At 72.9% G+C, this 19,893-nt stretch carries 18 protein-coding genes; 14 read left to right on the forward strand and 4 right to left on the reverse strand.

From position 1 onward, the window contains the following. The first annotated feature begins 53 nt into the window (after positions 1–53). The 5 genes from JKV81_RS23035 to JKV81_RS23055 are packed head-to-tail and all read left to right on the forward strand — an operon-like array spanning position 54 to position 6,613. Entirely contained in the window at positions 54–998 is a 945-nt protein-coding gene (locus tag JKV81_RS23035; RefSeq protein ID WP_202077541.1) for a cobalamin biosynthesis protein, read from the forward strand. Then, complete coding sequence (locus JKV81_RS23040) at positions 995–2,593, forward strand: cobyric acid synthase (RefSeq protein ID WP_202077543.1); 1,599 nt, start codon at positions 995–997, stop codon at positions 2,591–2,593. Before JKV81_RS23035 ends, JKV81_RS23040 begins: the two co-directional genes overlap by 4 nt. Further along, the gene (locus tag JKV81_RS23045) at positions 2,590–4,674 is read left to right on the forward strand and encodes a putative cobaltochelatase (protein ID WP_202077545.1); all 2,085 of its coding nucleotides are present in this window, start codon (positions 2,590–2,592) and stop codon (positions 4,672–4,674) included. Before JKV81_RS23040 ends, JKV81_RS23045 begins: the two co-directional genes overlap by 4 nt. Then, the gene (gene cobO / locus JKV81_RS23050) at positions 4,674–5,273 is read left to right on the forward strand and encodes a cob(I)yrinic acid a,c-diamide adenosyltransferase (RefSeq protein WP_202077546.1); all 600 of its coding nucleotides are present in this window, start codon (positions 4,674–4,676) and stop codon (positions 5,271–5,273) included. Before JKV81_RS23045 ends, cobO begins: the two co-directional genes overlap by 1 nt. Further along, a complete protein-coding gene (locus tag JKV81_RS23055) occupies positions 5,267–6,613 on the forward strand; it encodes a cobyrinic acid a,c-diamide synthase CobB (protein ID WP_129261882.1) in 1,347 nt (448 codons plus the stop codon). Before cobO ends, JKV81_RS23055 begins: the two co-directional genes overlap by 7 nt. A gap of 38 nt (positions 6,614–6,651) precedes the next feature. On the opposite strand, the gene JKV81_RS23060 is transcribed toward JKV81_RS23055, so the two are convergent. Further along, the gene (locus JKV81_RS23060; protein WP_099176031.1) at positions 6,652–7,374 is read right to left on the reverse strand and encodes a ZIP family metal transporter; all 723 of its coding nucleotides are present in this window, start codon (positions 7,372–7,374) and stop codon (positions 6,652–6,654) included. Between the two features lie 100 nt (positions 7,375–7,474). On the opposite strand from JKV81_RS23060, the gene cobC reads away from it, so the two are divergent. Continuing rightward, positions 7,475–8,995 (forward strand): Rv2231c family histidinol phosphate aminotransferase CobC, encoded by a 1,521-nt coding sequence (gene cobC / locus JKV81_RS23065; RefSeq protein ID WP_202077548.1) that lies wholly within the window; start codon positions 7,475–7,477, stop codon positions 8,993–8,995. A 94-nt stretch (positions 8,996–9,089) separates the two neighbouring features. On the opposite strand, the gene JKV81_RS23070 is transcribed toward cobC, so the two are convergent. Beyond that, on the reverse strand, positions 9,090–10,175 hold the full coding sequence (locus JKV81_RS23070) for an SCO1860 family LAETG-anchored protein (protein ID WP_236057468.1): 1,086 nt from the start codon (positions 10,173–10,175) through the stop codon (positions 9,090–9,092). 322 nt (positions 10,176–10,497) lie between these two features. Continuing rightward, on the reverse strand, positions 10,498–11,598 hold the full coding sequence (locus JKV81_RS23075; protein ID WP_236057470.1) for an amidohydrolase family protein: 1,101 nt from the start codon (positions 11,596–11,598) through the stop codon (positions 10,498–10,500). Between the two features lie 103 nt (positions 11,599–11,701). Here JKV81_RS23075 and JKV81_RS23080 point away from each other — a divergent pair, with 103 nt between their 5' ends. The 5 genes from JKV81_RS23080 (at position 11,702) to thpD (ending at position 16,393) form a co-directional block, all read left to right on the forward strand. Further along, positions 11,702–12,808 carry a pyridoxal-phosphate-dependent aminotransferase family protein gene (locus JKV81_RS23080; RefSeq protein ID WP_202077553.1) on the forward strand — a complete coding sequence of 369 codons (1,107 nt, stop codon included), beginning with the start codon at positions 11,702–11,704 and terminating at the stop codon, positions 12,806–12,808. 342 nt (positions 12,809–13,150) lie between these two features. Next, positions 13,151–13,675, forward strand: a complete 525-nt coding sequence (gene ectA, locus JKV81_RS23085; RefSeq protein ID WP_129261890.1) for a diaminobutyrate acetyltransferase — start codon at positions 13,151–13,153, stop codon at positions 13,673–13,675. Positions 13,676–13,772: 97 nt separating this feature from the next. Beyond that, the gene (gene ectB, locus JKV81_RS23090; protein WP_129261892.1) at positions 13,773–15,035 is read left to right on the forward strand and encodes a diaminobutyrate--2-oxoglutarate transaminase; all 1,263 of its coding nucleotides are present in this window, start codon (positions 13,773–13,775) and stop codon (positions 15,033–15,035) included. Between the two features lie 62 nt (positions 15,036–15,097). Continuing rightward, positions 15,098–15,496 (forward strand): ectoine synthase, encoded by a 399-nt coding sequence (locus JKV81_RS23095; RefSeq protein WP_099176037.1) that lies wholly within the window; start codon positions 15,098–15,100, stop codon positions 15,494–15,496. Positions 15,497–15,499: 3 nt separating this feature from the next. Continuing rightward, positions 15,500–16,393, forward strand: coding sequence for an ectoine hydroxylase (thpD, locus tag JKV81_RS23100; RefSeq protein ID WP_124277110.1), 894 nt, complete (start codon positions 15,500–15,502; stop codon positions 16,391–16,393). A gap of 118 nt (positions 16,394–16,511) precedes the next feature. On the opposite strand, the gene JKV81_RS23105 is transcribed toward thpD, so the two are convergent. Then, positions 16,512–17,561: a zinc-binding dehydrogenase gene (locus JKV81_RS23105; RefSeq protein ID WP_129261894.1), complete on the reverse strand. Its 1,050-nt coding sequence runs from the start codon at positions 17,559–17,561 to the stop codon at positions 16,512–16,514. A 72-nt stretch (positions 17,562–17,633) separates the two neighbouring features. Here JKV81_RS23105 and JKV81_RS23110 point away from each other — a divergent pair, with 72 nt between their 5' ends. The 3 genes from JKV81_RS23110 to JKV81_RS23120 all read left to right on the forward strand — a co-directional run bounded on the left by JKV81_RS23110 (position 17,634) and on the right by JKV81_RS23120 (position 19,867). Further along, positions 17,634–18,206, forward strand: a complete 573-nt coding sequence (locus tag JKV81_RS23110; RefSeq protein WP_372444246.1) for a TetR/AcrR family transcriptional regulator — start codon at positions 17,634–17,636, stop codon at positions 18,204–18,206. A 59-nt stretch (positions 18,207–18,265) separates the two neighbouring features. After that, the gene (locus tag JKV81_RS23115) at positions 18,266–19,279 is read left to right on the forward strand and encodes a VOC family protein (protein ID WP_202077558.1); all 1,014 of its coding nucleotides are present in this window, start codon (positions 18,266–18,268) and stop codon (positions 19,277–19,279) included. A 96-nt stretch (positions 19,280–19,375) separates the two neighbouring features. Continuing rightward, complete coding sequence (locus JKV81_RS23120; protein ID WP_202077560.1) at positions 19,376–19,867, forward strand: MarR family winged helix-turn-helix transcriptional regulator; 492 nt, start codon at positions 19,376–19,378, stop codon at positions 19,865–19,867. Positions 19,868–19,893: the final 26 nt, after the last annotated feature.

Here is a 19,893-nt window from a genome sequence, read left to right on the forward strand (position 1 = left end):
TCGCCGCACCACCTGTCACCGGGACCCTCCGAGGCACGACGGCCGGCTGACCCGTGCGAGCCGACCGCATCTTCGCGTACGGCGCCGCCGCCGGCCTGATCGGCGACCTGCTGCTGGGTGATCCCCGGCGGGGGCACCCCGTCGCCGCCTTCGGGCGCGCGGCGGCGGCCGTCGAGAGCCGGCTGTGGCGCGACCACCGGGGCCGGGGAGCCCTGCACACCCTCGTCTGCGCCGGCGGCGCCACGGGGGCCGCCGCGCTGGCGGCCCGTGCCGTACGGAACCGCCCCGCCGCTGCGGTGGCGCTGACCGCCGCCGCCACCTGGTCCGTCGTCGGGGGCACCTCACTGGGCCGCGAGGCCCGCGCCATCGGCGGGGCGCTGGCCGCCGGGGACGTGGAGCTGGCCCGGGAGCGCCTGCCGCACCTGTGCGGCCGTGACCCGCAGTCGCTGGACGCGCAGCAGATCGCCCGCGCCGTGGTGGAGTCCGTCGCCGAGAACACCTCCGACGCCGTCGTGGGCGCCCTCGTGTGGGGCGCGCTCGGCGGGGTGCCGGGGCTGGTCGGCTTCCGGGCCGTCAACACCCTGGACGCCATGGTGGGGCACAAGTCGCCCCGCCACCGGCGCTACGGCTGGGCCTCGGCCCGGCTCGACGACCTCGCCGGCTGGCCCGGGGCCCGGCTGACCGCCGTGCTGGCCGTGGCCGCCGGGGGGCGTCCCCGCGCGGCCGTCCGGGCCTGGCGGGCCGACGCGGGCCGGCATCCCAGCCCCAACGCGGGCCCGGTGGAGGCCTCGTTCGCGGGGGCGCTGGGCGTACGGCTCGGCGGCACCCTCGCGTACGGCGGGCGGGTCGAGCACCGGCCGGTGCTCAACGGCGACGCGGGCAGGGACGTGCGGGTCGCGGACATCGAACGTGCGGTGCGGCTGTCGCGCCGGGTGAGTGTGCTGGCCCTCGCCGTGTGCGCGGCGGGGCGGCTGGCCAGGGGACGGAGAGCCGGATGAGCGGCGGACTGCTGGTCGCGGGGACCACGTCGGACGCGGGCAAGAGCGTGGTCACCGCGGGGATCTGCCGGTGGCTGGTGCGTCGGGGGGTGAAGGTCGCGCCCTTCAAGGCGCAGAACATGTCGCTGAACTCCTTCGTCACCCGGGAGGGCGCGGAGATCGGCCGCGCCCAGGCGATGCAGGCGCAGGCCGCCCGGGTGGAGCCGTCGGCGCTGATGAACCCGGTGCTGCTCAAGCCGGGCGGCGACCGCTCCAGCCAGGTCGTCCTGATGGGGAAGCCGGTCGGCGAGATGAGTGCGCGCGGCTACCACGGCGGGCGCCAGGAGGCGCTGCTGGGGACCGTCGTGGACTGCCTGGAGCAGCTGCGGAGCACGTACGACGCGGTGATCTGCGAGGGGGCGGGCAGCCCCGCGGAGATCAATCTGCGGCGCACGGACATCGTGAACATGGGGATCGCGCGGGCCGCGCGGTTCCCGGTGGTGGTGGTCGGCGACATCGACCGGGGCGGTGTGTTCGCCTCGTTCTTCGGCACGACGGCGCTGCTGAGCCCCGAGGACCAGTCGCTGGTGGCCGGATACCTCGTCAACAAGTTCCGCGGTGACGTGTCGCTGCTGGAGCCGGGGCTCGACATGCTGCTCGGGCTGACGGGGCGGCGGACGTACGGGGTGCTGCCGTACGCCCACGGGCTGGGCATCGACGAGGAGGACGGGCTGCGGGTCTCGATGCGCGGCACCGTACGGGAGTCGGTGGTGGCGCCGCCGCACGGCGAGGACGTGCTGCGGATCGCGGTGTGCGCGGTGCCGCTGATGTCGAACTTCACCGATGTGGACGCGCTGGCGGCCGAGCCGGGCGTGGTCGTGCGGTTCGTGGACCGGGCCGAGGAGCTCGCCGACGCGGACCTCGTGATCGTGCCCGGGACGCGGGGCACCGTGAAGGCGCTGGCGTGGCTGCGCGAGCGGGGACTCGCCGACGCGCTGCGCCGGCGGGCCGCCGAAGGGCGCCCGGTGCTGGGCATCTGCGGCGGGTTCCAGGTGCTGGGCGAGCGCATCGAGGACGACGTGGAGTCGCGGGCCGGCCGGGTCGAGGGGCTCGGACTGCTGCCGGTGCGGGTCCGCTTCGGCCGGGAGAAGGTCCTGGGCCGGCCCGTCGGGTCGGCGCTCGGGGAGCCGGTGGAGGGGTACGAGATCCATCACGGGGTCGCCGAGGTGAGCGGCGGTGAGCCGTTCCTCGACGGGTGCCGGGTGGGTTCGGTCTGGGGCACGCACTGGCACGGTTCGCTGGAGAGCGACGCGTTCCGGCGGGCGTTCCTGGGCGAGGTCGCGCGGGCGTCGGGGCGGCGGTTCACCGCGGCGCCGGACACGAGCTTCGGGGCGCTGCGGGAGGAACAGCTGGACCGGCTGGGGGATCTGATCGAGGAACACGCGGACACGGATGCGCTGTGGCGGCTGATCGAGGACGGCGCGCCGGCGGGGCTGCCGTTCGTTCCGCCGGGGGCGCCACCCTCGCCCGCCCCGGACCCCGGTCCTCAATCTCCCCCGGAGCGTGATGTGTTGCCCCGTACTGCTGATGTTTCTGCGAACGAGGAGGCCCTGTGAGTACGCCGTATCCCTTCACCGCCATCGTGGGGCAGGACGACCTGCGGCTCGGGCTCCTGCTCAACGCGGTGAGTCCCGCCGTCGGCGGGGTCCTGGTCCGCGGCGAGAAGGGCACCGCCAAGTCCACCGCCGTACGGTCGCTCGCGGCGCTCATGCCGGAGGTCGACGTCGTGGCGGGGTGCCGGTTCTCGTGCGCCCCGGGCGCGCCCGATCCGGCGTGTCCTGACGGCCCCCATGAGGCGGGTACGGGCGTGTCGCGTCCGGCGCGGACCGTGGAGCTTCCGGTCGGCGCGTCGGAGGACCGGCTGGTCGGCGCCCTCGACATCGAGCGGGCGCTCTCGGAGGGCGTGAAGGCCTTCGAGCCGGGTCTCCTCGCCGACGCGCACCGCGGGATCCTGTACGTCGACGAGGTCAACCTCCTCCACGACCACCTGGTGGACCTGCTGCTCGACGCGGCGGCCATGGGCGCCTCGTACGTCGAGCGGGAGGGCGTCTCCGTCCGGCACGCGGCGCGCTTCCTGCTGGTCGGGACGATGAACCCGGAGGAGGGCGAGCTCCGGCCGCAGCTGCTGGACCGTTTCGGGCTGACCGTCGAGGTGGCGGCCTCGCGCGAGACGGACCTGCGCGTCGAGGTCGTACGGCGCAGGCTCGCCTACGACGACGACCCGGCCGGCTTCGCGGCGCGGTGGGCCGACGAGGAGGCCGCGCTGCGCGAGCGGATCGTCGCCGCGCGCGCCCTGCTCCCCCGTGTGGTGCTCGGCGACGGCGTGTTGCGGCAGATCGCGGCGACGTGCGCGGCGTTCGAGGTCGACGGGATGCGGGCCGACATCGTCATGGCCCGCACGGCGACGGCGCTTGCGGCGTGGGCGGGACGCGAGGAGGTCGTCGCGGACGACGTGCGGCAGGCCGCACTCCTGGCACTCCCCCACCGGCGCCGGCGCAACCCGTTCGACGCCCCCGGGCTGGACGAGGACAAGCTGGACGAGGCGCTCGACGAGGCCGCGGACACGGCGGACGGCGGAGGCGACGACGATCCGGACCCGGACGGCCCGGGCGGCGGGGTCCCCCCGCAGGGCGGCGGCCCTGACGACGGCCCCGCCACGGACGGCCCGGACGACGGCGGTACGGACGACGGCGGTACGGACGACGGCGGTACGGACACGGGCGGGCCCGAGGACAACGGTCCCGGCGCGCCCGGCCGTGAGGAGACCGGCGGCGGCGACACGCCCGCGCCGGGCGGCGGGGAACAGCAGCCCGTGCGGGCCGGTGAGCCTTTCCGTACGAAAATGCTCAGCGTGCCCGGTCTCGGTGAGGGCGCGGCCGGGCGGCGGTCCCGGGCGCGCACCGAGCACGGCCGGACCACCGGGTCGCGGCGGCCGGAGGGTGCGCTGACGAAGCTGCACCTGGCGGCGACCGTGCAGGCGGCGGCACCGCACCAGCGGGCGCGCGGCCGTTCGGGGCGGGGTCTGGTCGTACGGCGTGACGATCTGCGGCAGGCGACGCGGGAGGGGCGCGAGGGCAATCTCGTGCTGTTCGTCGTGGACGCCTCGGGGTCGATGGCGGCCCGGCAGCGGATGAGCGCCGTGAAGGGCGCGGTGATGTCGCTGCTGCTGGACGCCTACCAGCGCCGGGACAAGGTCGGCCTGGTCACCTTCCGGGGCAGGGACGCCGAGGTGGCGCTGCCGCCCACCTCGTCGGTGGACGCGGCCGCCGCACGGCTGGAGACGCTGCCGACCGGCGGGCGCACCCCGCTGGCCGCCGGACTGCTCAAGGCGCACGACGTGCTGCGGGTGGAGCGGCTGCGCGACCCCTCGCGGCGGGCGCTCCTGGTCGTGGTGACGGACGGCCGGGCGACCGGGGGTGTCGACCCGGTGGCCCTGGCGGCGCGGGCCGGACGGCTGCACGCCTCCGAGGGCACGGCGTCCGTCGTCGTGGACTGCGAGTCGGGGTTCGTACGCCTCGGGCTCGCCGCACAGCTCGCCCGGGATCTGGGAGGCAGCGCGGTCACGCTCGACGAGCTGCGCGCCGACTCGATCGCCGGGCTGGTCAAGGACATCACTGCTACGGGAAGGGCCGCTTGATGCCCCAGGGACAGCCGGTATCGGTACCGGACGACGGACTGACGACACGTCAGCGGCGCAACCGCCCGCTGCTGTTCGTCCACACGGGCATCGGGAAGGGCAAGTCGACGGCGGCGTTCGGGCTGGCGCTGCGGGCCTGGAACCAGGGCTGGCCGATCGGGGTGTTCCAGTTCGTGAAGTCGGCGAAGTGGAAGGTCGGCGAGGAGAACGCGCTGAAGGTGCTGGGCGCGAGCGGCGAGGGCGGCAGCGTCGACTGGCACAAGATGGGCGAGGGCTGGTCGTGGGTCCAGCGGGACGGTCAGCTCGACAACGAGGAGAAGGCCCGCGAGGGCTGGGAGCAGGTCAAGCGTGACCTGGCGGCCGAGACGTACAAGCTGTACGTGCTCGACGAGTTCGCCTATCCGATGCACTGGGGCTGGATCGACACCGACGAGGTCGTCGAGGTGATGCGCGACCGTCCGGGCACGCAGCACGTGGTGATCACCGGGCGTAACGCCCCGCAGAAGCTGATCGAGGCCGCCGACCTGGTGACCGACATGTCGAAGGTCAAGCACCCGATGGACGCGGGCCAGAAGGGCCAGAGAGGCATCGAGTGGTGAGTGTTCCTCGTCTGGTGATCGCGGCGCCCGCCTCGGGCAGCGGCAAGACCACGGTCGCCACGGGCCTGATGGCGGCCTTCGCGGGGCGTGGCCTCGCGGTGTCCCCGCACAAGGTGGGGCCCGACTACATCGACCCGGGCTACCACGCGCTGGCCACCGGCCGCCCGGGGCGCAACCTCGACGCGTACATGTGCGGGCCCGATCTGATCGCCCCGCTGTTCACGCACGGGGCGGGCGGCTGCGACCTGGCCGTCGTCGAAGGCGTGATGGGGCTGTACGACGGGGCGTCGGGCCAGGGTGAACTCGCCTCGACGGCCCAGGTGTCGAAGCTGCTGCGGGCTCCCGTGGTGCTGGTCGTCGACGCGTCCTCGCAGTCGCGTTCGGTGGCGGCCCTCGTGCACGGTTTCGCCTCCTGGGACCCGGAGGTGCGGATCGGCGGGGTGATCCTCAACAAGGTGGCCTCCGACCGCCACGAGGCGCTGCTGCGGGAGGCGCTCGACGAGTCGGGGCTGCCGGTGCTCGGCGTGCTGCGGCGGGCACCGCAGGTGGCGACCCCCTCGCGCCATCTGGGGCTCGTCCCGGTCGCCGAGCGGCAGGCCGACGCGCTCGACGCCGTACGGGCGATGGGTGAGCGCGTGCGGGAGGGCTGCGATCTGGACGCCCTGCTGGCGCTGGCCCGTTCGGCGCCCGCCCTGTCCGACGAGGCGTGGGAGCCGCAGGCGTACCCCCGGGAGGGGAGCCGGCCGGTGGTGGCCGTGGCGGGCGGCGCCGCGTTCACCTTCGCCTACGCGGAGCACGCGGAGCTGCTGACGGCGGCGGGCGCGGAGGTGGCGGTCTTCGACCCGCTGCACGACGAGAAGCTGCCCTCGGGCACGGCGGGGCTGGTCATCGGCGGCGGATTCCCCGAGGTGTACGGGCCGGAGCTGTCGGCGAACGAGCCGCTGCGCCGGGCGGTGACCGAACTGGCCCTGTCCGGTGCCCCGGTGGCGGCGGAGTGCGCGGGGCTGCTGTATCTGGCCCGTGAGCTGGACGGGCGGCCCATGTGCGGGGTGCTGGACGCCTCGGCCCGGATGTCCGAGCGGCTGACGCTCGGCTACCGGCAGGCGGTGGCGGTCGCCGACAGCGTGCTGGCCGCGGCCGGCACCCGGCTGCGCGGGCACGAGTTCCACCGGACGGTGCTGGAGCCCGGGGCCGGGGCGACACCCGCCTGGGGCCTGCTCCAGCCGGAGCGGCGGGTGGAGGGCTTCGTGCAGGGAGGTGTGCACGCGAGCTATCTGCACACGCACTGGGCGGCGGAGCCCGGGGTGGCCCGGCGCTTCGTGGAGCGGTGCCGGGGGTGAGACCGCTCCGCCTCCGTGGAGCGGGGCCGGGGACGAGGTCATTCCCCGAGGCCGACCACCAGCCAGATGAAGCCCACCCCGACGACCGTGCAGAGCAGCGTGGAGCGGGCCGGGTGGTCGTGGTGCGCCTCGGGGAGGATCTCGGCGGCGGCGAGGTAGAGCAGCGCCCCGCCGAAGAATCCGAGATAGCAGCCGAGCAGTTCCTCCGGAAGGGTGAACAGCAGCGTGGTGGCCGCCCCCACGATCGGCGCCAGCGCGTCGGCGAACAGCATCAGGAGCGCCTTGCGGCGGGCGTTCCCGTAGAGGCTGGTGATCGTGTACGTGTTGAACCCGTCGGCGAAGTCATGGGTGATGACGGCGAGCGCGACGGCCGCCCCCATCCCGCCGCCGATCTGGAAGGCGGCCCCGAGCGCGACGCCGTCCATCAGGCTGTGGCCCACCATCGCGGCCGCCGCCGTCAGCCCGACCTGCGGCACCCGTTCCTCACCCGCCCCGTGTGCCGCCTGGCGCACGGCCAGCGAGCGCTCGACGAGATGGGCCGTCAGGAAGCCGCCCACGAACAGCAGCAGGGCGGCCGGTACGCCGAAGACGGTGCCGCCCGCGGCCTCCACCGCCTCCGGCAGCAGATCGAGGCCGACGACGCCCAGCATCAGTCCGCCCGCGAAGCCGAGCACGAGGTGCCGGCGGTCGCTGACGCGCTGCGCGACCCAGCCGCCCGCCAGGGTCATCAGGAACGCGCCGAGCGCGACGAATACCGCCATGGGCCCTTGCTAGCGGATCGAACCCGCCTCGCGCACCTCAGGCCGCCCTTACCCGTGTCGCCCCTCCCCTGCCCGCCTGCCCCTGGAAGGACCCTCTGCCATGCCCCGCACGATCCGGGCCGCTCTGGTCGTCGGTGTCGGTGCCCGTCGCGGCGTCCGGGCCGACGAGGTGCTGGAGCTGATCCGTACGACGCTCGACGAGGCCGGGCCCGCGGCCGGTGACGTGGTCGAGCTGGCCACGCTCGACACCAGGGCGGACGAACCGGGGATCGTCGGCGCGGCGGCGCACCTGGGGGTGCCCGTGCGGTCGTACACGGCCGGAGAGCTGGCCGGCGTGGCGGTGCCCAGCCCGTCGACCGCCCCGCGTGCGGCGGTGGGGACCGGATCGGTGGCGGAGGCCGCGGCGCTCGTGGACGCCGGTGAACTGCTCGTTCCCAAGCGGAAGTCGGCGTCGGCGACGTGTGCGGTGGCCCGCCGGAGACCATCGGCTGAAACTTCGGCATCGACGAATGGCGCCGAGCCGTTCACCATTACTGCCATGCTGCCCCCCACGAAGCACATCGAGAGCGCCGGGCCCGATCTGCGGCACCACGGCGACGCGGAAGTACGCGGCCTGGATCTGACCGACCTCGCCGTCAACGTACGGACCGGCACACCCCCGGACTGGCTGCGGCAGCGGATAGCCGCGTCGCTGGGGTCGCTGGCCGCCTATCCGGACGGGCGGCCGGCCCGGGCGGCGGTCGCCGGACGGCACGGACTGCCCGAGGAAAGGGTTCTGCTCACTGCGGGCGCCGCCGAGGCGTTCGTCCTGATCGCCCGGGCCCTGCCCGCCCGGCGGCCGGTGGTCGTCCATCCGCAGTTCACAGAGCCGGAGGCGGCCCTGCGCGCGGCGGGGCACGAGGTCGGCCGGGTGCTGCTGCGCCCGGAGGACGGCTTCCGGCTGGATCCGGCGGCCGTGCCCGAGGACGCGGATCTGGTGGTGGTCGGCAACCCGACCAACCCGACGTCCGTACTGCATCCTGCGGGGGCGCTGGAGCAACTGGCGCGGCCCGGGCGGACGCTGGTCGTCGACGAGGCGTTCATGGACGCCGTACCGGGTGAGCGCGAGGCGCTGTGCGGGCGTACGGACGTGCCCGGTCTCGTGGTGCTGCGGAGCCTGACGAAGACCTGGGGGCTCGCGGGGCTGCGGATCGGCTATGTGCTGGCCGAACCGGCGACGATCGGTCTGCTCCAGGAGGCGCAGCCGCTGTGGCCGGTGTCCTCCCCGGCGCTGGCCGCCGCCGAGGCGTGCATGGAGCCGCGTGCCCTGGTGGAGGCGGCGGACGCGGCGGACCGGATCGCGGTGGACCGGGCCCATCTGCTGGCCGGGCTGGCGGAGTTCAGCGAGGTGGAGGTGGTGGAGCCGGCCGCCGGGCCGTTCGTCCTGCTGCGGCTGGAGCGGGCGGACGAGGTGCGGCACCTGCTGCGCTCACGGGGCTTCGCGGCGCGGCGCGGGGACACGTTCCCCGGGCTGGGCAGCGAGTGGCTGCGGGTGGCCGTACGGGACCGTGTGACGACCAACCGGTTCCTCCAGGCACTCGACCTGGCCCTCCAGGGACTGCCCCGGAGAGCCGTCGGCTGACGGCTCCCCGGGTACGGGAGCGGTGCTCCGCCGTGCGGGCACCGCTCCCCCCGGAAGGGATTCCGCCGTGCGGGCACCGCTCCCTGGAAGGTGATCAGCCCCGGGCGCGCTTACGGGCGACGACCGTGGCACCCGCGCCCACCGCCAGCAGGACGGCGGCTCCACCCGCGAGGTACGGGGTGGAGGAGCTGGATCCGGTCTCGGCGAGGTCGCCGGCGCCGGGGTTCGAGGCCTGGACCGGGTCGGAGCCGGTCTGGGGCTTCACGTCGACGGGCTTCTCCTTGCCGCCGGTGTCGCCGGAGCCGGTGTCACCAGAGCCGTTGTCACCGGAGCCGGAGCCGTTGTCGTCCGAGCCGTTGTCGTCGGAGCCGTTGTCGCCGCCCGTCGACCCTTCGTTGCCGGAGGTGCTGCCGTCGTCCGAACCGTCGTCGCCGGAGCCGCCGTTGCCCGAGCCGCCGCCCTTGGGCGTCTCGCACGTCGCCTCGGCCAGCGTGACCTCGCCCTCCACCTCGGCGACGTTCAGCTTCAGCGGGTTCACGGAGACGCGCAGCTGCAGTGCCGTCGCGGCCGCCGTGCGCGTGGTCGTCGAGGTCTTCGACAGGTCGAGCGTCACCTCACCGACGCCCGGCACCTCGACCTTCGTCGTGCCGCCCGAGGTGAGGGCGATCTTCTTGCCGAGCACCGTCACATGCCCGAGGACGTTCGACTCGGCGACCGGCTTGTGGCCCACCTCGCACACGGCCTTGGAGGTGACCTTCTCGACCTCGATCAGCGAGAGCAGCGGCAGACCCGGCACGTGCACCCGCGCCTTGGCGAGGTTGCTGTAGCCCTCCGCCTTGTGGGCGTCCACCGTGGCGTTCGCCGTCGCCACGTCGGCCTTGAGGACATGGACGGGACGGCCCTTCTCGACGCCGTCGAGCTCCACGGTGAGCGCGGTCTTCTCCGCGCTCGCCGGGGCGTGGACCTCGTTGAGCGTGGCCTTGAGCGGCACCTGGACGGACTTGTTCAGGAGCGAGACGTCGAGCCCGGCGCGGAGCACGACCGCGCTCGCCTTTCCGTGGCCGCCGGACGGAGTGGCCGGGGTCGTCGCGGTGGCTGCGTGCGCGGGGACGGCGACGAGCAGGGCGACGGGAGCGGCGGCGATCGCCAGGGCAGCCGAACGGAAGGTGTTGCTGTTCAAGATGGTGGAACCCCCACAAGAGACATGGAGCCACCGGAGCCGTCCAATGGGGGACATCGCGGGCACCGGTGGCCTCGACTCCGTGAATCTTTACGCACAGAGGGTGAACTGACAGACACCTTCCGCCAGTTCACTCCAAAGAGGGGTTTCCGTGTGCACATTCGAATCCACCGGCACAGGAGTTCCTCGGAACCACCCGTTTCACTGCTTCGAGGGCATGATCACGGGATGCCCCGGGCCGAGCACAGAGGTGATTCAACGAGACGCGGCGCCCGGGGTCACCGCCGGTCAACACGGCGCCCCTGAGCGGGTCAACCGGTGATCAGCCCATCACCCGCCCGTTGAGCACCACCGCGCGGGGGGACGCCAGCACCCGTACGTCCGCCCTCGGGTCCTCGTCGTACATCACCAGGTCCGCCGGGGCGCCCTCCTCCAGCACCGGCCGTCCCAGCCACCGCCGGGCGCCCCAGGTGGTCGCGGAGAGCGCGTCCAGGGGCGGGATGCCGGCCTTCACCAGTTCGGCCACCTCGTCCGCGATCAGGCCGTGGGCCAGCGAGCCGCCCGCGTCGGTGCCGGTGAAGACCGGGATGCCCGCGTCGTAGGCGGCGCGCACGGTCTCGTAGCGGGTCTCGTGGAGCCGCCGCATATGGGCGGACCAGCGCGGGTACCTGGCCTCGCCGGCCGCCGCGAGTCCGGGGAAGGTGGCGATGTTGACCAGGGTGGGGACGATCGCGACACCGCGCTCCGCGAAGAGCGGGACGGTGTCCTCGGTGAGGCCCGTCGCGTGCTCGATGCAGTCGATCCCGGCCTCCACCAGGTCGCGCAGCGCGTCCTCGGCGAAGCAGTGGGCGGTGACCCGGGCGCCGAGCCGGTGCGCCTCGGCGATCGCGGCCTCGACCTCGCCGCGCGGCCAGCAGGCGGTCAGGTCGCCGGCGTCCCGGTCGATCCAGTCGCCGACCAGCTTGACCCAGCCGTCGCCGCGCCGGGCCTCCTGGGCGACGTAGGCGACCAGGTCGCCGGGCTCGATCTCATGGGCGAAGTTGCGGATGTAACGGCGCGTCCTGGCGATGTGACGCCCCGCCCTGATGATCTTCGGCAGGTCCTCGCGCGCGTCCGTCCACCGGGTGTCGGAGGGTGACCCGGCGTCCCGGATGAGCAGGGTGCCGGCCTCACGGTCGGTGAGGGCCTGCTTCTCGCTGGTGGCCGCGTCGACGGGCCCCTGGTGGTCGAGCCCCACATGGCAGTGCGCGTCGACCAGACCGGGCAGCACCCATCCGGTGAGCGTGACGGCGTCGTCCGCGCCCGGCGGCCGCTCGTAGGTGATCCGCCCGTCGACCGCCCAGAGGCCGTCCCTCACCTCGTCGGGCCCGACGAGCACCCGCCCCTTGATCCGCAGCACCGGCGCCGCCTCGTGATCGCTCATGGACAGCACTGTACGAGGAGGCCGCGGGGGCCAGGGAGGGTGCTGGGTACCCTCGACGCGCAGGCGCTGACAGCGCACCGGCCGACCCGAAGAGAGCAGCACCGTGACACACCCATTCCTCGACCTCGCCCCGCTCACCGCCGCGCGTTTCGCAGCGATCGAGCGGCGGGTGGCCGGCCTCCTCGCCACCGAGCAGGACGTCGTCATCATGCAGGGCGAGGCGCTGCTGCCCCTCGAAGGCTGCATCCGGGGCGGCGCCCGGCCCGGCTCGACCGCGCTGAACGTCGTGACCGGGCCGTACGGCCAGACCTTCGGCAACTGGCTGCGCGACTGCGGCGCCGAGGTCGTGGACCTGGCGGTGCCGTTCCACACCGCGGTCACCGCCGAGCAGGTCCGGCAGGCGCTGGCCGGGCACCCGGAGATCGACTTCGTGTCGCTCGTGCACGCCGAGGCGGCGACCGGCAACACCAACCCGGTCGCTGAGATCGGCGAGGTGGTCCGGGCACACGGCGCGCTGTTCATGGTGGACGCCGTCGCGTCGGTGGGCGCGGAGCCGCTGCTGGTGGACGACTGGGGCGTGGACCTGTGCGTCATCGGCGCGCAGAAGGCCATGGGCGGCCCGGCCGGGGTCTCCGCCGTGTCGGTGAGCACGCGGGCGTGGGAGCGGATGGCCGCCAACCCGCGGGCCCCGCGGCAGTCGTACCTCTCGCTGCTGGACTGGAAGGCCCGCTGGATCGACGGGGGCCGCAGGGCACTGCCGCACGCGCCCGCCCAGCTGGAGATGCTGGCGCTCGACGCCTGCCTGGACCGGATCGAGGCGGACGGCCTGGACACGGTCATCGCGCGGCACGCGTCGGCCGCCGCGGCGACCCGGGCGGGCGCCTCGGCGCTCGGCGGCGGGCTGGAGCCGTACGTCCACGACGCCCGGGACGCGGCGCCCGTCGCCACGACCCTGCGCGTACCGGCGGATCTCGACGCGGCGGAGCTGGTCGGCCGGGCGCTCGCGACCGGGCCCTCGCTGCCGCTGATCGCGGGTGGCGGCGCGCTGTCCAGGGAGATGATCCGGGTCAACCACTACGGCGCGGACGCGACGCGGGACGCGGTGCTGTCCTCGCTGGCCGCCCTGGGCGCCGCGCTGGCGGACGCGGGACGGGAGACCGACCTCGATGCTGCCCGCGAAGCCGTCGCGAAAACCTGGCCGATGAACTGAATTAAATGTGAACTACAGCGGCCGGTTTATCGGACGCGGACACGAAAAGGGGAGCTGCTTTATCGGGAGCAGCTCCCCGCATTCTTCTTCCCCCGTTCTCAGAGGCTAAACGCCACAGTTTTCACTCGATCGGCCCAGCTGATCCGGACGGATGTCAGGAGAGTTACAACGATGTGACCGACCCCACATCGAGTCCGCTTTGGGCGTTAAATTCCGGACAGGACCGGCGAAAACGCCCCTCGATCGAGGTGGATCCGCGCCCGCGTGATAACACAACGAGCGCGCTGACCCAACCCCCTGCGGCGATGCAATTTTGATTTTTGCTGGGTAAATTCAATTCGCATGACCGCCGCACCAGCAGATTTTGCAAGTGCCCGAAGCGAATTCCTCAGAATCGACACCCCGCGAGTGGAGGACGGAGCCGCGATCTGGCGCATTGCCCGCGACTCCGAGGTCCTGGACCTCAACTCCTCGTACAGCTACCTGCTGTGGTGCCGTGACTTCGCGGCGACCTCCGTGGTCGCCCGCGACGAGACCGGCGACCCCATCGCCTTCGTGACCGGATACATCCGCCCCGACCGCCCCGAGACGCTCGTCGTCTGGCAGGTGGCCGTCGACCGGGCCCACCGTGGCAAGGGACTGGCGGCCACGCTGCTGGACGCACTGACCGCCCGTGTCGCCTCCGACCAGGGTCTGACATCGGTCGAGACGACGATCACCCCGGACAACGCCGCCTCCGACCGGCTGTTCACGTCCTTCGCGCAGCGGCACGACGCGCCGCTGGAGCACGAGGTGCTCTTCGAGGGGGCGCTGTTCCCCGAGGGGACGCACCTGCCGGAGGTTCTCTACCGCATCGGCCCGTTCTAGGGCCTCCCAGCGCCCTACCGCGCCCCGCCCGGGCGCGGCTTCCCCGGGCATGCCTGACCCGCCGCCCGTCACACCCCCCTCGAGCAGGAGATCAGCTGTGACCATCACCCCGCCCGCCCTGAGCGTCTTCGAAGCCCTGGAGTCGGAAGTACGGAGCTACTGCCGCAGTTGGCCCGCGGTCTTCGACCGCGCGCAGGGCGCCCGCCTGACCGACGAGGACGGCCACTCGTACCTCGACTTCTTCGCCGGTGCCGGATCTCTCAACTACGGGCACAACAACCCGGTGCTGAAACGCGCGCTCATCGACTACATCGAGCGCGACGGCATCACCCACGGCCTGGACATGGCCACGACGGCCAAGCGGGCGTTCCTCGAGACCTTCGAGAACGTGATCCTGCGCCCGCGTGACCTGCCCTACAAGGTGATGTTCCCCGGCCCGACGGGCACCAACGCCGTCGAGTCGGCGCTGAAGCTCGCCCGCAAGGTCAAGGGCCGCGAGTCCGTCGTCTCGTTCACCAACGCCTTCCACGGCATGTCGCTCGGCTCGCTCGCCGTGACCGGCAACGCCTTCAAGCGCGCCGGTGCCGGCATCCCGCTGGTGCACGGCACCCCGATGCCGTTCGACAACTACTTCGACGGCAAGGTCCCCGACTTCCTCTGGTTCGAGCGGCTCCTGGAGGACCAGGGTTCCGGGCTGAACAAGCCCGCCGCCGTGATCGTGGAGACCGTGCAGGGCGAGGGCGGGATCAACGTCGCCCGCGCCGAGTGGCTGCGCGCCCTCCAGGACCTCTGCCACCGCCAGGACATGCTCCTGATCGTCGACGACATCCAGATGGGCTGCGGCCGGACCGGCGGCTTCTTCTCCTTCGAGGAGGCCGGCATCGTCCCGGACATCGTGACGCTGTCGAAGTCGATCAGCGGCTACGGCCTGCCGATGTCGCTCTGCCTCTTCAAGGGCGAGCTGGACATCTGGGAGCCGGGCGAGCACAACGGCACCTTCCGCGGCAACAACCCGGCGTTCGTCACCGCCGCCGCCGCGCTCGACGCCTACTGGGCCGACGGCCAGATGGAGAAGCAGACCCTGGCCCGCGGCGAGCAGGTGGAGCAGACGCTGCTGGCGATCTGCGGCGAGGAGGAGACCGCGCAGTTCCGCGGCCGCGGACTGGTCTGGGGCCTGGAGTTCGACGACCCGGCGCGTGCCGCCGCCGTCTGCAAGCGCGCCTTCGAGCTGGGCCTGCTGCTGGAGACCTCCGGCCCGCAGTCCGAGGTCGTGAAGCTGCTCCCGCCGCTGACCGTCACCCCCGATGAGCTGGACGAGGGCCTGCGCACGCTGGCCCGGTCCGTCCGCGAGACCGCCTGAGCGGGGTACGCCCCCGCGCAGGCACCACAGAGCAGGACAGAAGAGAAAGGCACCACCCCACCGTGATCGTCCGATCTTTCAGTGACATCGAGAACACCGACCGGCACATCAAGTCCGCATCAGGTACCTGGGAGAGCAAGCGCATCGTGCTCGCCAAGGAGAAGGTGGGCTTCTCTCTCCACGAGACCGTGCTGTACGCGGGCACGGAGACGTCGATGTGGTACGCGAACCACATCGAGGCCGTTCTGTGCACCGAGGGCGAGGCCGAGCTCACCAACGACGAGACCGGCGAGAAGCACTGGATCTCCCCCGGGACGATGTACCTGCTGAACGGGCACGAGCACCACACGCTGCGGCCGAAGACCGACTTCCGCTGCGTGTGCGTCTTCAATCCCCCCGTCACCGGGCGGGAGGACCATGACGAGAACGGTGTATACCCGCTGCTGACAGAGGAGGGCTGAACCATGACCACCGATGTACGCGCCGACCTGTACCCCTCGCGCGGCGCCGCCGAGATGACCACTCCCCGCCAGGACCCGGTCATCTGGTCCGCGCCGGGCGCGCCCGGACCGGTCACCGCCAAGGATCTCCAGGGCTTCGAGGAGAACGGCTTCCTCACCGTCGACCAGCTCATCACGCCGGACGAGGTGGACGTCTACCGGGCCGAGCTGGACCGGCTGGTCGCCGACCCGCAGGTCCGGGCCGACGAGCGCTCGATCATCGAACCGCAGTCGCAGAGCGTGCGGTCCGTCTTCGAGGTCCACAAGCTCAGCCAGGTCTTCGCGAACCTGGTCCGCGACGAGCGTGTGGTGGGCCGTGCCCGCCAGATCCTCGGCTCCGACGTGTACGTCCACCAGTCAAGGATCAACGTCAAGCCGGGCTTCGGTGCCTCGGGCTTCTACTGGCACTCGGACTTCGAGACCTGGCACGCCGAGGACGGTCTGCCGAACATGCGGACCGTGTCGGTCTCGATCGCGCTGACCGAGAACTTCGACACCAACGGCGGGCTGATGATCATGCCCGGTTCGCACAAGTCGTTCCTCGGCTGTGCGGGCGAGACGCCGAAGGACAACTACAAGAAGTCCTTGCAGATGCAGGACGCCGGCACCCCGTCCGACGAGGCGCTGACGAAGATGGCCGACCGGCACGGCATCAAGCTCTTCACGGGCGCGGCCGGTTCGGCGACCTGGTTCGACTGCAACTGCATGCACGGCTCGGGGGACAACATCACCCCGTACGCGCGCAGCAACGTCTTCATCGTCTTCAACAGCGTGGAGAACACGGCGCAGGAGCCCTTCGCGGCTCCGATCCGCCGGCCCGACTTCATCGGGGCGCGTGACTTCACGCCGGTGAAGTAGGGACGTACGGCACGAGGACGGGGCGGGACGCATCACGCGTCCCGCCCCGTCCTCGTCCTGTGCCGCGCAAGGGACGTTCTCCCCTCATGGGTGCATGACGTTCACGGGTGCATGGCGGTCACGGGTGCATGACGATCTTTCCCACGTGGCCCCTGCGGGAGAGCGCCTCCTGTGCCAGGGCGGCCTGCTCCAGGGGGTAGGTCGCGGCGACGACGGGCTGGACCGCGCCCTGCCGGGCCAGGTCCATGAGGAGGCCGAAGTGCGTGGGCGTGTGCATCGCGGAGCCGATCACCTGCGCATTGTGCAGATAGAGCCGGCGTACGTCGAAGGCCACCTCGTACCCGCCGAGCGCACCGGCGACGACCCATCGGCCGCCCTCGCGCAGCAGCGGCAGCACCGAGCCCACCAGGTCACCGGCGACGACGTCCAGTGCGACGTCCACGCCCTCCGGGGCGACGGCGCGGATCTGCTCGGCGACGTCCTGCGCCCGGTCGAGGACCTCGTGGGCGCCCGCCTCACGCACCGCGTCGATCTTGGATCCGCTGCTGATGGCGAGCACCTTCGCACCGCGGGCCCGGGCGATCTGGATCAGCGCGAGGCCCACTCCCCCGGACGCCCCCGAGACCAGGGCGGTCTCGCACTTCCCGAGCCTGCCCCGCTCGATCATGCCCAGCGCCGTGCCGTAGGCGGTCGGCAGCGTCGCGAGCTGGTCGTCGGTGAGCGGGGAGTCCGTCACGTCGTGCACACGCCCGGCGGGCGCGGTGACGTACTCGGCGTAACCGCCGTCGCGTTCGCTCCCCATCAGGCCCACCGGGTTCGCGTCCGGTCCTTCGGAGTCGTAGATCGCCGGGTCGACGACCACCCGGCGGCCGACGAGGCTCTCGTCCGCGCCGGGACCGACGGCCACGACCCGGCCGGCCACGTCGGCGCCCTGGATGCGCGGGAAGTCGAGCGGGCCTCGCCAGCCGGACAGCGCCTCCGGGTCTCCGGGCTGGCCGTAGGCGCCCTCACGGGTCCACAGGTCGGTGTTGTTCAGCGCCACCGCGGCGACCCTGACCAGCACCTCTCCCGCCCGTGGCACGGGCACGGCGACCTCTGACGGCTGGAGGACCTCGGGCCCTCCGTGCTCCGCGATCCGTACTGCGCGCATGGTTCCGGGCACGTCCATCGCTCGACCTCCTGCTAGGTATACTGATCTGTGAACACACTCCACGGTACACCGATCGGTGAAGGAATGCTGATGCAGGACACACGCCCCCTGACGCCGGCCGGCGAGCGCATCGTCGCGGCCGCCGAGGAGCTGTTCTACGACCGCGGCATCACGGCGGTCGGCGTGGATCTGATCGCCGAGCACTCGGGGGTGACCAAGCGGACCCTGTACAACCAGTTCGGCTCCAAGGACCGGCTCGTGGCGGCCTACCTCGCGGCACGCGACCGGCGCTGGCAGTCGCTCGTCCGCGCCACCGTCGACGCCTGCGACGACCCCGTCGAGGCCGTCACCGCCCCCTTCGAGGCGCTGCGGGTCTGGAGCGGGACAAACGCCCGCGGATGCGCGTTCATCAACGCCCTGGCCGAGCTCCCGGACGCCTCCCATCCCGCGTACGTCATCGCCGCGGACCAGAAGCGCTGGCTCGTGAACCTGTTCGAGGAGCTCGCCACCGCTGCGGGCTGCCCGGCCCCCGGCGCCCTGGCCACCCAGCTCCTCGTGCTGCACGAGGGCGTCCTCGCCACGCAGCCCCTCCCGCTCGACACCCTCCCGGGCGGCGTCGAGCTGGCGCGGTCCCTGGTGCGGGCGGCCCTGGCCCGCCCGTAGGGCCACCGGACCGTACAACTCGCTGGACCCGGCACGGATCAGCGGAGACAGTGGCGCCCATGACTTCGCTCGTACAGCACATCACCATCGACTGCGCCGACGCCTACGAACTGGCCCTCTTCTGGGCCGAGGTGCTCGGCTCGCCGGTCTCCGACGACGACGCGCCCGGCGATCCCGAGGCGCTCGTGGAGGCGCCGGGCGCCGCACTGCTCTTCATCACGGTGCCGGAACCCAAGAGCGGCAAGAACCGGATCCATCTGGACATCCGCCCCGAGCGGCGTTCCCGCGACGAGGAGGTCGAGCGGCTGCTCGCCCTGGGCGCCACGCTGGTCGCGGACCACCGCAAGCCGAACGGCCGGGGCTGGGCGACGCTGGCCGATCCGGAGGGCAACGAGTTCTGCGTGGAGTGCGGCGCCGCCGAGCGCGCGGCGCTGACCGGCACACGGCTGCCGGTCACCGCCGACGACGTGACGCTGGCGGTACGGCTCGCGGTCGACACCCTCACGGCGTCCCCGGTGGACGACTGGCGTATCCCCGCAGGGTCGTTGACGTGGGACTGCTGGGAGACCGTGGAGCACCTGAGCGACGACCTCTTCGCGTACGCCGTCCAACTCGGCCCGAGGAAGCCCTCCCTGGAGACCGAGGTCCCCTACCGCTGGGCCCCGGACCGCGAGGGCGGCCCCTCGAACTCGGTCTTCGCGAACCCGGAGGCGGGGACCGCCGGCCTGCTCCTGACCCTGGAGGCGAGCGGCGCGCTGCTGACCGCGATGGTGCGGACGGCCTCCCCCGACCTCCGTTCGTACCACTCGTACGGCGTCTCCGACCCGGAGGGCTTCGCCGCGATGGGCATCGTCGAGACCCTGGTCCACACCCATGACGTCGCCGCCGGGCTGTCCCTCTCCTGGACCCCGCCCCGGGACCTCTGCGACCGCGTGCTGGCCCGGCTGTTCCCCGGCGCCCCGGACGACGAGGACCGGTGGACCGTCCTGCTGTGGTCCACCGGCCGCGCGGATCTGCCGGGGCGCGACCGCGTCACCTCGTGGAGGTGGCACGGCGCGCCGCTGGAGCGGTGAGCCGCCGGGGCCCCGGACCTCCGGAACCGGCCGCGTTCCGGCCGGTTCCGGTGCCTCCGGGGCCGTCGGCCGGGGCGCGCCGGTAGCGTCACGGCCATGGAGCAGCCGACCAGCACCACCCTCACCGATCAGGCGCCCGCGGACCCAGCGGCGGCGGACGACGCCCTGGCCACACAGCCCGTCGGGTACTGGAGCGGCCTGGCCCACTCCGCCGTCACCCGGCATCTGCGGGACGCCCTGGCCAGGGTCGACGTCACGCAGCCCCAGTACTGGGTGCTCAACCGGGTGCGCCACGGACCCGTCGCACCCACCCGTGAGGAGCTGGTCGCCGGGCTGACGCCCCTGGCCGACGGGCCGCAGGACATCTCCAGGGCCGTCGACCAGCTGCTCCACCGGGGATGGATCAGCCGGGACGGGCAGCGGTTCGCCCTCACCGACGGCGGGGAGGCCGCCCGGGCGCGGCTGCGTGAGCTGGTGACCGGTCTCCGCGCCGAGGTCCACCGGGGGATCAGCGACGCGGAGTACGTGGCCGCGCTCAAGGTGCTCCGGACGATGGTGGCCAACATCGAGGCCGCGCCTCCGGTCTGAGAAGTACGGCCCACCGGCTCCCGGTC

It is taken from the genome of Streptomyces silvae, assembly GCF_016745505.1.
GTDB lineage: Bacteria > Actinomycetota > Actinomycetes > Streptomycetales > Streptomycetaceae > Streptomyces > Streptomyces silvae.